The following is a 12657-nucleotide window of genomic DNA, read 5'->3' as shown; positions in this document are numbered from 1 at the left end:
ACTTCGGACGGGCCTGCCGCATCGCTACCGGCCTGCCTCCGCCGACCGCTGCGCGAGCTTCGCCTCCACCGTGGCCACCAGGTCCGGGATCGTGTGCCACTGGCTCACCTCGTGCTCGCTGATCCGGACACCCACCTCCTCGCCGACGGCCTCGATCAGCTCGACCACGGTCAGCGAGTCGATGTCCAGGTCGGCCAGGGTCGCCTCGGGGGTCATGTCCTCCGGGCGGATCTTGAACTGACCCACCAGGATGGTCCCCACGATCGCCTGGGCGGAACTCATGCCGTCTCTCCCTCTGTCCTCAACGGGTAGTCACCGGTCTTCGCCACGCTCTGGAGCACCTCGCGCACCCGGTCGAGGTAGCCGGCGACGCTCGCGTCGGCCGTCGCCGTGGCCGGGTAGCGGGCGGTCAGCCACAACCCCTCGTCGGTGCGGTGGGCCCAGAGGTTCACCTTGCTGCCGCTGGTGCTCATCCGGATCAGGGGCCGGGCGTCCCACTCCGGCCAGTGCCGGATGCCCGGCACCACCCGCATGTCGGCGAAGGAGACGAACGGGAACACCTCGGGCATCCGGCGCTCGAATTCCCGTTCGAGGCCGAGGAGTTCCGCGATCCTCGCGATCGGCACGCGACTGAGGCGCAGCGCGGTCCTCGCGGACTCGTGCGCGGCGGGCACCACGTCGAGGAAGCCGTCCGCCGCGCCGAGGTCGACCTCGACCGGGCCCACGCCGATGTACCACCCCATCGACCGCAGCCACTCCCGCCTGGTGCGGGTGGTCGCCGGCATCACCGTCCGGTAGACGGGCTCGCCCGTGACCTGGTGGGCGACGACCGCGAGGGCGCAGAGCAGCCCGGCGAGGAACCCGCCGCCCGCGTCGCGGCACGCCTCCTCGACCGCGTCGGCCTCCAGCGCGTCCAGCAGCAGCACGTCCTGCTTCGTGTGCGGCAGCACGTCGCCGTCCGCGACACCGAGGTCGAGCGGGAACCGCAGCAGCCGGTCACCACCGGCCTCGATGAACCGGGCCCACTCCCGGACGGCCGGGTGGTCGGCGTCGACCTCGCGGGCGGCGGCCCGCTCCGCCACGCCGTAGTCCACGTAGCTGCCGACCCCGTGGTGCTCGACCGGGCGCCCGGCGGCCACGGCGGCGTACAGGTCCTGCCACTCCCCGACGGCGGTCATGATGGAGAGCCCGTCGGTGTGCGCGTGGTCCATCCCCACGACGACCGTGGTGGAATCCGCGCGCTCCACGGTCTCCACCACGTAGCTGGGCCAGCTGAACGCGCCCGTCGCGTCGTCGATGCGCTGCTGGAGGCAGGCGCGGAGGTCGTCGTCGCTCGCGAAGTCGCCGACGACCACGTCCTGGACGGACACCGCGGCGGGGTCGACGGTGACGCGCTCCGCCTTGGCCCCCACCACGTGGAACCCGCTGCGCAACGTCTCGTGCCGCTCCACCCACGTGCGCACCGTCTCGCGGAACGCCTCGACGTCCAGCGGCCCGGCCAGCTCGAACCTGAACCCCATCCAGTGCGGGACCCAGGCGCCGCGCTCGGCGAGCGAGGAGACGAACCTCAGGTGCCATTCCTGGTTGTAGGACAGGGGTGTGCCGCGCTCGACCGACCGTGCCGCTTCCCGAAAGGGCGCATCATCCAGCGACCACTCCCTGAGCCGACCAGGACGCACGCGGTACTCAGAGAGCGTCGTCATCAGCATGCCCTTGATCAGCTCCCTTTGGTGGCCGGTGAAGGGCACAGCCTTCACCCTGGGCCCGCGGGCGTCGATCCCTCGTGAGCGTGACGGGCTTGCACTTTCGAGTGATCACGATCGGTGACGTCGACCGCCCCGCAGGCGCCGCACGACGTGCCGGGCATCAGGGCCGACGCCGCGCAAGGTGGCCGAAGCCAAGGTGCGCTGCCATTCCAGGCCCACGTAGCCCAGTCCTCGGTGCTTTGTGGACAGTCCATCACGGTGCAGTGGTCGGCCGTCGGGGTCCAGCGCCCCCATCGCCTCCAGGTATCCCAGGCCGGGCCGGTAGCCGGTGGCCAGCACGATCGCGTCCACCGGCTCGCGGCGGCCGTCGGCCCACGTGACCGTGCCGCCGTCCAGACCGGTGAACACCGGCCTGCGGTCCGGGCGCCCGGCCTCGATCGCGGCCCGGTAGGCGCCGGCGTCCAACACCGGCGTGGAGAACTGCGGAGGCAGCCACCGCCCGATCGGCGCGCGGTCCACCCCCGTCACCCGCCACCACCAGTGCACGTCGCGCCCGAGTGGGCGCTGCGGCACGAACTTCACCGGCTGCCGGCTCGCCACCGTGACCCGTGCGCGGGACGCCAGCTCGACCGCGATCTGCACCGCGGAGTTCCCCGCGCCGACCACCACGACCCGCTTGCCCTCGAACGGCGCCGGATCGCGGTACTCCGCCGCGTGCACGACCGGCCCGGTGAACCGGTCCAACCCCGGCAGCGCCGGCCGGTGGGGCGTGCCGAAGCCGCCGGTCGCCGCGACCACCCGGGCCGCGCCGAGCCGCCGACCGTCCGCGAGCAGCACCTCGAACCCGCCGTCACCCGCCACGACCTTCGCCACCCGGCACCCCGTGCGGACGTCGACCTGGAGCCACTCCGCGTACCGGGCGAGGTAGTCGACCACCTCGTCCCGGTGCGGGTACCGCTCCGGGTCACCGCCGAACGCCAACCCCGGCAACGAGCTGAACCGCGCCGGCGAGAACAGCGTCAGGCTGTCGTAGTAGCCGGCCCACGACCCCACCGGCCGCTCCCCCGCCTCCAGGATTACCGGCCGACCGCCCGCCGCCTTCACCGCCCACGCGGCCGCCAACCCGGACTGGCCACCGCCGATCACGACCCACTCGTCCATCGACATACACCGATAGTATCGGAGATTCGCGAAATGACGATACGTCTGCGATCCTGGAGCCGTGGCCGATCTGGGCGAGACCTCACGCCTCTTCCTCAAAGCCCTGGCCAGCGAGACCAGGCAGCAGCTCATGCTGGCGTTCACGGGCAACACCGAGCTCACCGTCGGCGAGGTCGCCGCACGGGCGGGCATCGCCCACTCCACCGCCTCCGAGCAGCTCTCCCTGCTGCGCCAAGGCGGTCTGCTCACCGCCCGCCGCGACGGCAAGACCGTCCACTACCGCGCGCACCCGGCCGGCATCGCCACCGCGCTCGCCGAGCTCCAGGCGTACCTGGCGACCTGCTGCCCACCCCCGGACTGAGCCGGCGCGTCAGCTGTACGCCTTCGCCTGGAGCGCGAACAGCTCCGCGTAGAGGCCACCGCGGGCGGTGAGCGCGGCGTGGTCGCCGGTCTCCACCACCCGGCCGCCGCCGACGACGACGATCAGGTCGGCCATGCGCACCGTGGAGAAGCGGTGGGACACGAAGACGGTGATCCCGCCGGTGCGGGCGGCGACCCGTCTCGCGTGGTCGGCGTACCGCTGGAACAGGACGTGCTCGGCCTCCGGGTCCAACGCGGACGTCGGCTCGTCCAGCACGAGGAGCAGCGGGGCCTCCCGCATCATGGCCCGGCCCAGCGCCAGCTTCTGCCACTGGCCGCCGGACAGCTCGGCGCCGTCGGCGTAGCTCTTGCCCAGCCGGGTGCGCAGGCCGTCGGGCAGGTCGTCCAGCACGCCGGTGGCGTCGGCGCGCTCCAGGGCCGCGCGGACGGCCGGTTCCGACGACACCCGGGGCAGGTCGCCGAGGCCGACCACCTGCTGGGCCGCGAACTCGTAGCGGACGAAGTCCTGGAAGCCGGCCGCGATCCGCGTGCGCCACTCGTCGACCGGCACGGCGCGCAGGTCGACGCCGTCGACCAGGATCCGCCCCTCGGTCGGCCGGTAGAACCCGCAGAGCAACTTGACCAGGGTCGACTTGCCCGCGCCGTTCTCGCCGACGATCGCGACGGTGGCGCCGGCGGGCAGGTGGAGGTCGACGTCGCGCAGCACGGGGACGTCGGCGCCCGGGTAGGCGAAGGCCACCCCGGCGAGGTCGATGCCGTCGTGCAGCCGCCGCGGCGGCGGGGAGTGGCGGGGCGGAGCGGGGTCGGCGGCGGTCACCGACGCGGCGACCTCCGTGAGCCGGCGGTACGCCCCCGCCATCCTCTGCAAGTCCTGCAGGAGGGTGACCGCCGTGGCGACCTGCTGGTTGACCTGGGCGGCGAGCACGATCACCAGCACGACGTCGCCGACGCCGCGCCGGCCGGCTATCGCGTCGCGCACCACGAGCAGCACGCCCGCGACGTATGCGAGCGCGAAGACGACCTGCCCCGCCGCGCGGGCCCACGTCGCGGTCAGGTGCGCGCGCCACAGCCCTCGCGTCGCCTGCTCCCACAGCCGGCCGTGCCGGGCACGCAGCTCGTCCCGCACCCCGGACACCCTCAGCTCGCCGGCCAGGCGGGCGGACGTGGCCAGGTGGAACAGGTTGAGCGCGGTCCGGGTCGGCTCCGCGGTCGCCGTCCGGGCGCGGTCGAGCACCCGCTCGGCCAGGCGACCGGCGAGCAGGGGCGGCACGGCGGCCGCGGGCAGCAGCAACAGCAGCGGGTTCTGCACGGCGAGCAGGACGGCGGTGAGCACCACGGCGAGGACGAGGCCGACACCGTTGAGCAGCGCTTCGAGACCGGTCCGGAACTGCCTGCCCTCCTGCCGCAGCACGGTCCACGTGTCGGCGTGCTCGGCCCGCTCGTGGTGCTCGATGCCGGCGGAGGCGTTCGCCACCTCGATCACGCGCTCGTCGAAGTCCAGCTCCGCCAGCTCGGACAGCTCGTAGTAGGCCAGGTGGGCGAAGTGCGCGAAGGCCAGCGCCGTCACCGCCAGCACCGCCACCGCCACGCCCGCGAGCACCGCGGACCCGACCTCGCCCGCGACGACCTCGCGGGTCATCCACCCGAGCGCGGCGGCCAGCAGCGGAGCGGCGACGGCGCCGGCCGTCATCAGGACCACCGCCAGCGCCGTCTTGCGCGGGTTCAGCCGCCACGCCGTGGCGATCATGGTCCACGCGCCGGTCAGGAGGACCTTCACCCGGCCACGCCCTCAACCACGGCGCCCGCCGCGCCGACGAACCGGTCGGCCTGCAACCGGAACAGCTCCGCGTAGCGCCCGTCGAGGGCCAGCAGCTCCGCGTGGCCGCCCTGCTCGACGACCCGGCCGTCCTCCAGGACGACGATGTGGTCGGCGTGCCGCACGGTGGAGAACCGGTGGGAGATCAGCAGGGTGGTCGCGCCGGCGGCCAGGCCGGCGAACTCCTCGAAGAAGCCGGCCTCCGCGCGCACGTCCAGGCTCGCCGTCGGTTCGTCGAGCACGACGACCCGCGCGCCGTGGCGCAGCGCGAACAACGCCCGCGCCAGCGCGACGCGCTGCCACTGGCCGCCGGAGAGCTCCGTTCCGCCGGTGAGGTGCCGCGCCAGCGGCGTGTCCAGCCCGAGGGGCAGGCGGTCCACGGCTTTGCCGAGGCCGACCGCGTCGAGCACTTCGCGGATCGCGTCGCGGTCGTGCAGGGAGCCGACGGCGCCCAGCCCGACGTTGTCGGCGACGGACGACTCGTACCGCACGAAGTCCTGGAAGATCACGCTGAGCCGGGCGCGCCACTCGTCGACCGGGAAGGCGCGGAGGTCGACGCCGTCGAGCGTGATCGTGCCCGAGGTCGGCTCGTAGAGCCTGGCGAGCAGCTTGACCAGGGTGGTCTTGCCGGCGCCGTTCACGCCGACGATGGCCGTGCACCGGCCGACCGGGATCGTCAGGTCCAGCCCGTCGAAGATCGCGCGCCGCTGTCCGGGGTAGCGGAAGCAGACCCGCTCGAACCGGATGGCGCCGACCGGCTCGGGCACCGCGGGCCGCCGCACGGCAGCGGGCTCCTCCTCGTGCGCGTCGACGTGCTCGGCGAACCGCCGCACCGCGTCGTAGGCCCTCATGCCGATCGCGGTCGGCAGGTCCGCCTCCGGGTAGTGCTCGGCCAGCCGCAGCAGGCCGAGGGTCGCGGTCGCGACGAGGACGAACCCGGTGAGCGTCAGCTCGTGCGCCGTCGCGCCGACCACCGCGAAGACCACGCCGGTGACCGCGAGGGCGGCGACCGAGAACCGGACGAACGGCCACAGGTAGATGCGGCGGCGTTCGGCCCAGAGGGGTTCGAGGAAGCGGTAGTGGGTGTCGCGCAGGCGTTGCCGCAACCAGCCGGCCAGGCCGAAGACCCTGATCTCCTTGGCCGCGGCGCCGCCGCCGGCCAGCTCCCGCAGGTAGTCGATCTCCCGCTGGTCGGCGGCGAGCAGGGACCGGGTCCTGGCGTACCGGCGCAGCCCGCCGCGCTGGCCGTGGCGGAACAGCAGCACGGTGACGACCAGCGCCGCCGCGGCCGGCCACGAGAACACCGCCCCCACCGCGACCGCGCAGCCGACGAGCTCGGTGTAGCGCGCGATCAGCGCGAGCAGTCCGGTGGCCGCCCGACCGGGGCTCTGCACGCCGAACTCCACCTCCCGCGCGGCGGTGCGCAGCGCGTCCAGCGCCTCTTGGTCCTCGAGCGGGCCGAGGCCGGGGCTGCGCAGCGACGCGGCCATCAGCTCGTCGAACACCCCGCCGTCGATCCGGCGCGTCACCAGCTCGCCCAGGGCGCGCTCCACCGGCGAGAGCAGCTGCCGGGCGACGAACGCGCCCGCCGCGACGCCGAACACCGCGACCAGCGAGTCCCACGCGGCGGAGTCCGGCCCGCCGGCCACGGCCGCCGGCACGCGTCCGAGCACCACGGCCGTCGCCACGGTGAACACCACCGGGAGGCAGCCCAGCAGCAGGTTCACCCCGACCAGCGCGGCGACCAGCGGGCCGCCCGCGCGGGGGAGCAGGCGGGCGATGTCCCGTCGTGCGGCGAACTGCTCCCGCGCGACGTCCCACATGCCGGCCACCTACCCGGCGGTCGGGTAGTCGGCGCAACGGGGCAGGCCGCGTTCCGCGATGACGTCGTTGAAGTCCGAGAAGCGGATCCGGGGTTCCTCGACCAGCAGGCGGGTGATCGGCGTCCGGTACTTCTCCGCGATGTAGCGGTAGTTCTCCAGGGCGGCCTTGGTGTTCGCGCCCTGGTCCTTCTCGTGCGGGTAGTGGATGGCACTCGCCGCCCGGTCCACGGCGAACCGGGCGCCGTCGCGGTGCAGCCGGTAGGCGAGGTCGAGGTCCTCGCCGCCCCACTGCCGGAGCTCCTCGTCGTACATGCCGATCGAGCGCACCTGCTCCGTGCGCGCCGACGCGTGGCAGGTCCAGTACATCAGCCACGGCGCGGGCAGGTGGCCGAAGTCGTCGGAGTGCCGGGCGTAGAACGGCTCGCGCACGTCCGGCCACGCCCCCGTGCCCGCCATGGACGCGATGGAGCCGTCGACGTCCTCGACGTCCACGACCTTGCGGATCAGGTCGGCGTCCTCGTTGTCGAGGTTGAAGCAGTACACGTAACCGTTCAGCGCCAACGGTTCCCCGGACGCCTCGTGACGGGCCGCGTGCGCGCTCAGGCTCCCGGAGTGCAGCAGCACCCCGGAGTCGACGAAGACGCAGACCTCGCCGGTGGCGTGCCGGATGCCGAGGTTCCGGGCCTCGGCGACCCGGTACCCCTCGTCGGGCTGGTAGAAGTACCGCAGGTCCAACCGGTCCTCGAACCCGCGCACCGCGGCCGCCGTGTCGTCGGTGGAACCGTCGTCGACGACGAACACCTCGAACCGGTCACGGGACAGGTCCTGCTTGGCGAGCGAGTCGAGCGTCAGTTCCAGCAACCGCCGCCGGTTGTAGGTCGGGACGATGACCGTGCAGCGTAACGAGCTACCCACGAGAGGCTCTCCTTGTCGAGGTCCCGCCCCGTACGACGAGGGCAGGGGATCCTGCGGGCCCATGAGGGAGATCCGCTCTCCTGGGCGAGTCCCCGCCGATCACCGCGCAAGTCTGCCGAGCCGCGCGAGCGCCGGTCAACACCGCGCACGAAGTCCCGCCGGCCGCGGTTCGCACCGCCGACCGGGGGTGGTCGGCTACCGGTCGTGCTGTCGGCGCACCATCTCGGCGATCCAGACGGGCGCGTACGGCGAGGTGCAGTTCGGCGGGGTCGGGTAGTCCTTGAGCACCTCCAGCCGCTCGCCGATGGCGATCGCGCGGGCGCGGTGGTCGGGGTGGTCGATCCCGATCCGGGCCAGGCAGTGGTTCATCGCCCACTGCAGCCGTTCGGGCGCGTCGGCCATCCCGGCCTCGATGACGTCGAGCAGCCCGTCGAGGTCGAGGCCCTCGGGCTTCTTGGCCACGCGCTCGGTGGTCAGGGCCCAGCCCGCGCTCGCGACCACCGGGTCCGGGTCGGCGGACCAGGCCAGGCGCAGCTCCTCGGCGGACGGGTGCTTCTTCACCACGTAGTTCACGAGCCAGTCGTGCACCTTGGGGGTGCGCGCGTCGCGCAACATGGCGTCCAGCTCGTCGCGCTCGAACGCCTTCGGGCGGCAGATCAGCAGCGCCAGCAGCCGCGCCGCCGTGTCGCCCGTCTCCCACAGCTCGCGCGCGAGTTCCTGCTGCGTCTTCAGCCGCTTGGCGATCGCGCGCAGCTCGCCCAGGTTCACGCCGTGGTCGTCGCCGTGCTTCTCGTTCACCGCGCGTGCCCGCGGGTCCTCGAGCGCGAACAGCTCGGCCATCACCTCGGCCACCGTCGTCCCGACCATCCCACCCTCCGGTCCGCTCGTCCTCGGGTCAGCCTACGAGCCGGCGGGCGTCCTGGCCGGTAGCTGCCGGCCGGCGACCTCCGGAGCGGCCGGCCGGCTACGTTCGGCACATGGTCACTCACCCCGCCCGCCGGGTACTCGTCGCGCTGCCGGTGGTCCTGTTGGCCGCCTGCGGGACCGGAACGACCACCACCGCGGCTGCGCCGTCGTCGGTCGCGTCCACGACGATCTCGTCCACCACTGCCCGTCCAACCACCACCACCACCACGACCACGACCACGACCGAGGCTCCGGGCCCGCCGCCCACCGCCGCCGACGGCACGGACCTCGCCGCGTGCGCGGACGGCAGCTGCGAGGTGGTGGTCAAGACCGGTGACGTGCTGCACGTCCCGACCGGCCCGCTGACGGTGGTGGTCGGCGGCGGTCGGGCCGGGGTGCGGCCCGATCCGTCGAGCGGGATGACCGGCCTGTTGGCGGGTCCTCCGGGCTGGGTGGGCATCTTCAACGACCAGGCGTTCACGGTCGGGGAGGTGCGGGGCGACCAGGCGGTGCTGAAGCTGGGCCCGCGGTGACCGTGCGTCCGCAGCGGGACGCCCGAACAGGTGATTCTCTGCCGCCTCGTACGGTGTAGGCCCCGGCGACCAAGGTGACGTTCCGACCGATTCGAGGGCACAGAACCGTTGCGGTGAAAGGGTTTCCAGGGACGGATTCCCGATCGAGCGATCACCGGGCGAGCTGGTCGACGGGACTAGAGTGCTGCCCGGTGACCTCGGTCGAGGGGGTGCGGATTCGTGGACGGGTTCGGGCTGAGTCGTCGTGCTTTCCTGGCGGGCGCGGGCGCCGGTCTGGCGGGGTTGGGCTTGCCGGGGCTCGCCGCGGCGGGCAGCGGTTCCCCGGCGGCCACCGTCGCCGTCCTCGGCGGTGGGGTCGCCGGCCTCACGGCGGCGCACGAACTGGCCGAGCGCGGGTTCCCGGTCACGCTCTACGAGCGGCGCGCCCTCGGCGGCAAGGTCCGCAGCATGCCGGTGCCGGGCACGGGGCACGGCGGTCGGCGCGACCTGCCGGGTGAGCACGGCTTCCGCATCTTCTTCGGCTTCTACCAGGACCTCCCGGACACGCTGCGGCGGATACCGTTCCCGGGCAACGCCAACGGCGTGCACGACAACCTGGTCCCCGCCTCCGAGTTCCTGGCCTCGTTCGCCGGCGGCCGGGAGGACCTGCGCATCCCGCTCACGCTCCCCGACGACCCGTTGGCGTGGTTGACGCCGGACCTCCTGCTGCGCCAGGTGCGTGCCGCGGTCGAGACGGCCTTCCACCTGCCGCCGCACGAGGCCGCGGTGTTCGCCCAGCGCGTGCTGGTCTACCTCACCAGCTGCGAGCAACGCCGGCTCGGCCAGTGGGAGCACACGACCTGGCCGGACTTCCTGCGGGCGCGGGGCAAGTCCGAGGACTACCAGCGGATCTTCGTCTACGGGCCGACCCGCGTGCTCAGCTCCACCAGGACGGACAACGCCAGCGCGCACACCGCCGGCCTCGTCACCGAGCAGGTGCTGTTCAACCTCCTGGGCCGCGGTGGCGAAGGTCCGCTGGACCGGGTGCTGAACCTGCCGACGAACGAGGCGTGGGTCGATCCCTGGGAACGGCACCTGCGCGACCTCGGGGTCGAGTTCCGCCTGGGGTGGGCGATCGAGGACCTGGTCGTGGACAACGGGCGGATCTCGGCGGTGCGCACCCGCGACCCGGAGGGGCGGTCGCAAGCGGTCGAGGCCGACTACTACGTCTGCGCGCTGCCCGTCGACCACGCCCGACGCGTGTGGAACGCCGACCTCCTGGCGGCCGATCCTCGTCTGCGCGACGCGGCGACGTTGGAGACGCAGTGGATGGCCGGCCTGATGCTCTACTTCGACCGGCCCACTCCCCTCGTGCGCGGTCACGTGTACTACATCCACGCGCCGTGGTCGTTAAGCTCGATCAGCCAGGCCGCGTTCTGGCCGGCGCGAGACTTCCCGGCCGACTACGGCGACGGCCGCGCGGCGGACTGCGTGTCCGTCATCATCTCGGACTGGGACGAACCGGGCGTGCTCTTCGGCCGGCCCGCGAAGCAGCTCACCGAGGAGCAGATCGTCCAGGAGGTGCTGGCCCAGCTCGAGCAGCACCTCAACGACTCCGGTCGGACGGTGCTCGACCGGTCGTCCCTGGTGACCTGGTTCCTGGACCCGGGTCTGACCGGGCTGGGCGGGCCGAACCCCGTCAACGCCGACGAGCTCGTCGTGCAGCCGGTCGGTTCCTGGCGCCGGCGCCCCACCGCGCGCACCGCCGTGCCCAACCTCTTCCTGGCCGGCGACTACGTCCGGGCGCCGATCAACGGCGCGAGCATGGAAGCGGCGAACAGCACCGCCCGCCTGGCGGTCAACGCGCTGTTGGACGAAGCCGGGTCGAGCGCTCCGCGGGCGGTGGTGCACGAGCTGTACCGGGCGCCGGAGTTCGAGCTCCTCAAGGCCCAGGACGAGGTGAACTACCGGCTCGGCCTGCCCAACGCGTTCGACCTCTGAGCCGTCCGGCCTGCCGGAGGGCGGGGCTGATGGCGGCTCAGCCGGTCCGCCGGGAGGCCGTCACCGCGTTACACCAAGGGGTGTGGCTTTCCTCTCAGCTCACCGTCTTTGTGCGAGTAGATCATGGCGGTAGCGTCCGGCGGGCCGCCTTTCGGCGCGCTTCGACACCTCCGGTGGGCACCGTCCGGGAGAGACCGACGGGCGTCACCGACCGCGTCGGACCAGAGCTGCCGCCAACGGCCCCGGCCGCGCGGAGCGCACCGCCCACCGCCGAAGGCGTGCCCGCCCGAGGCCGGTTCGACCCAGGAGAGCACCACGTGGTCCTGTCCCTGCTGAAGCAGCCCGGGAAGCTCCTCGCCGTCATCTCGCTCATGCGGGAGGCCAAGCGGCGCGGCGTCGAGTTCGAGGACCTGCCCGACGAGGTCGTCGCGGCCCGGCTCACGGGGCGCGTCGACGTCACCCGCTGGGGTCTCGTGCCCGACGCCGAGGTGGTCGCGCGGGGACCGGTCGACGCGGAGTTGGACACCGCGACCGCCGCCGCGGACGAGGGCCGGTGGGAGCCCGCCGCCCGGCTGCTGTCGTCCACTTGGGGCAACTGGGACCGCCGCGAGGAAGTGGTGCGGGCGCTGGCCGAGTGCGCCGTCCGCAACGGCGGCTTCCTCCAGGAGTGGCACGAGGTCGACCCCGGCAACGGCGACCTCGCCGTGCTGTACGCGCAGTCGTTGGTGTACCTGGCGTGGGAGGCGCGTGGCACGGCGCGCGCCGCGCAGACCAGCCGGGCCCAGTTCGAGGGGTTCCACCGCGTGCTGTCCCGGGCGCAGGTCGCGGCGCACCAGGCGGCCGACGCCCTGCCGGAGGACCCCACGCCGTGGACTTCGCTGGCGATGACGGCCCGCGGCCTGTCCAACGACCACGACCGGTTCGGCCGGGTGTGGGACGAGCTCGTCGCACGCGCGCCGCACCACCGGTCCGGGCACGTGCAGGCCCTGCAGTACTGGTGCCGCAAGTGGAGCGGGTCGCACGAGCTGATGTGCGACTTCGCCGTGCGTGCGATGAACACGTCGCCCGCGCTGGCGGCGTTGCCGCTCATGGCCGCCCTCGAAGGCGTCGGGGACGACCCGAAGGTGTGGCGGTCGCCGATGGTGCGCGACGCGCTGGACGTCCTGCTGCCGCGCCTGGCCGGTGAGGGGGCCGCCACGAAGGCGCTGCGCTCCGACCGGGGCCTCGCCATCGCCGCCCTGCTGGTGACCAAGCGCTACGACGAGGCGCTCGACCAGTTCCGCGTCCTCGGCCCGCACGCCGACGGCGAGCCGTGGCAGAACTACTTCTCCAACCCCCGCCTCGGTTTCCTCCAAGGCCGCATCGAGGCGTGCAAGGGCGCGCGCAAGCCTTCCTAGGCCCGGCTGGGGGAACAGCGGACGCGCGATCCGCAGTGC

11 protein-coding genes are annotated in these 12657 nt (G+C 73.2%); 4 read left to right on the top strand and 7 right to left on the bottom strand.

Features of this window, described 5'->3' with window-relative positions:
• Window positions 1-24: 24 nt before the first annotated feature.
• The 3 genes from ABTZ99_RS18100 to ABTZ99_RS18090 form a co-directional block, all read right to left on the bottom strand.
• On the bottom strand, window positions 25-282 hold the full coding sequence (locus ABTZ99_RS18100) for an acyl carrier protein (RefSeq protein WP_498779579.1): 258 nt from the start codon (window positions 280-282) through the stop codon (window positions 25-27).
• Entirely contained in the window at window positions 279-1703 is a 1425-nt protein-coding gene (locus tag ABTZ99_RS18095; protein WP_499612395.1) for a condensation domain-containing protein, read from the bottom strand. The genes ABTZ99_RS18100 and ABTZ99_RS18095 overlap by 4 nt, the downstream gene beginning before the upstream one ends.
• A 111-nt stretch (window positions 1704-1814) precedes the next feature.
• Entirely contained in the window at window positions 1815-2867 is a 1053-nt protein-coding gene (locus tag ABTZ99_RS18090) for a flavin-containing monooxygenase (RefSeq protein WP_499612425.1), read from the bottom strand.
• 61 nt (window positions 2868-2928) lie between these two features.
• Between ABTZ99_RS18090 and ABTZ99_RS18085 the strand changes: the two genes are divergently transcribed.
• Window positions 2929-3228, top strand: coding sequence for an ArsR/SmtB family transcription factor (locus tag ABTZ99_RS18085; protein ID WP_498779581.1), 300 nt, complete (start codon window positions 2929-2931; stop codon window positions 3226-3228).
• Window positions 3229-3237: 9 nt separating this feature from the next.
• Here the strand turns inward: ABTZ99_RS18085 and ABTZ99_RS18080 are convergent, their stop codons facing one another.
• The 4 genes from ABTZ99_RS18080 to ABTZ99_RS18065 all read right to left on the bottom strand — a co-directional run bounded on the left by ABTZ99_RS18080 (window position 3238) and on the right by ABTZ99_RS18065 (window position 8669).
• Entirely contained in the window at window positions 3238-5025 is a 1788-nt protein-coding gene (locus tag ABTZ99_RS18080; protein WP_499612393.1) for an ATP-binding cassette domain-containing protein, read from the bottom strand.
• Window positions 5022-6887 carry an ABC transporter ATP-binding protein gene (locus ABTZ99_RS18075; protein ID WP_499612391.1) on the bottom strand — a complete coding sequence of 622 codons (1866 nt, stop codon included), beginning with the start codon at window positions 6885-6887 and terminating at the stop codon, window positions 5022-5024. Before ABTZ99_RS18075 ends, ABTZ99_RS18080 begins: the two co-directional genes overlap by 4 nt.
• A gap of 9 nt (window positions 6888-6896) precedes the next feature.
• Window positions 6897-7802: a glycosyltransferase gene (locus tag ABTZ99_RS18070; RefSeq protein ID WP_498779586.1), complete on the bottom strand. Its 906-nt coding sequence runs from the start codon at window positions 7800-7802 to the stop codon at window positions 6897-6899.
• Between the two features lie 195 nt (window positions 7803-7997).
• Window positions 7998-8669: a DNA alkylation repair protein gene (locus tag ABTZ99_RS18065; RefSeq protein WP_499612389.1), complete on the bottom strand. Its 672-nt coding sequence runs from the start codon at window positions 8667-8669 to the stop codon at window positions 7998-8000.
• 110 nt (window positions 8670-8779) lie between these two features.
• Here ABTZ99_RS18065 and ABTZ99_RS18060 point away from each other — a divergent pair, with 110 nt between their 5' ends.
• The 3 genes from ABTZ99_RS18060 (at window position 8780) to ABTZ99_RS18050 (ending at window position 12618) form a co-directional block, all read left to right on the top strand.
• Window positions 8780-9241: a hypothetical protein gene (locus ABTZ99_RS18060; RefSeq protein WP_499612387.1), complete on the top strand. Its 462-nt coding sequence runs from the start codon at window positions 8780-8782 to the stop codon at window positions 9239-9241.
• Between the two features lie 219 nt (window positions 9242-9460).
• Entirely contained in the window at window positions 9461-11221 is a 1761-nt protein-coding gene (locus ABTZ99_RS18055) for a hydroxysqualene dehydroxylase (RefSeq protein ID WP_499612386.1), read from the top strand.
• Window positions 11222-11538: 317 nt separating this feature from the next.
• Entirely contained in the window at window positions 11539-12618 is a 1080-nt protein-coding gene (locus ABTZ99_RS18050; protein WP_499612385.1) for a DUF4034 domain-containing protein, read from the top strand.
• The last annotated feature ends 39 nt before the right edge of the window (window positions 12619-12657 follow it).

It is taken from the genome of Actinosynnema sp. NPDC002837 (assembly GCF_040295345.1).
Taxonomy (GTDB): Bacteria; Actinomycetota; Actinomycetes; order Mycobacteriales; family Pseudonocardiaceae; genus Actinosynnema.
This window is presented reverse-complemented; position numbering and strand designations above follow the sequence as displayed.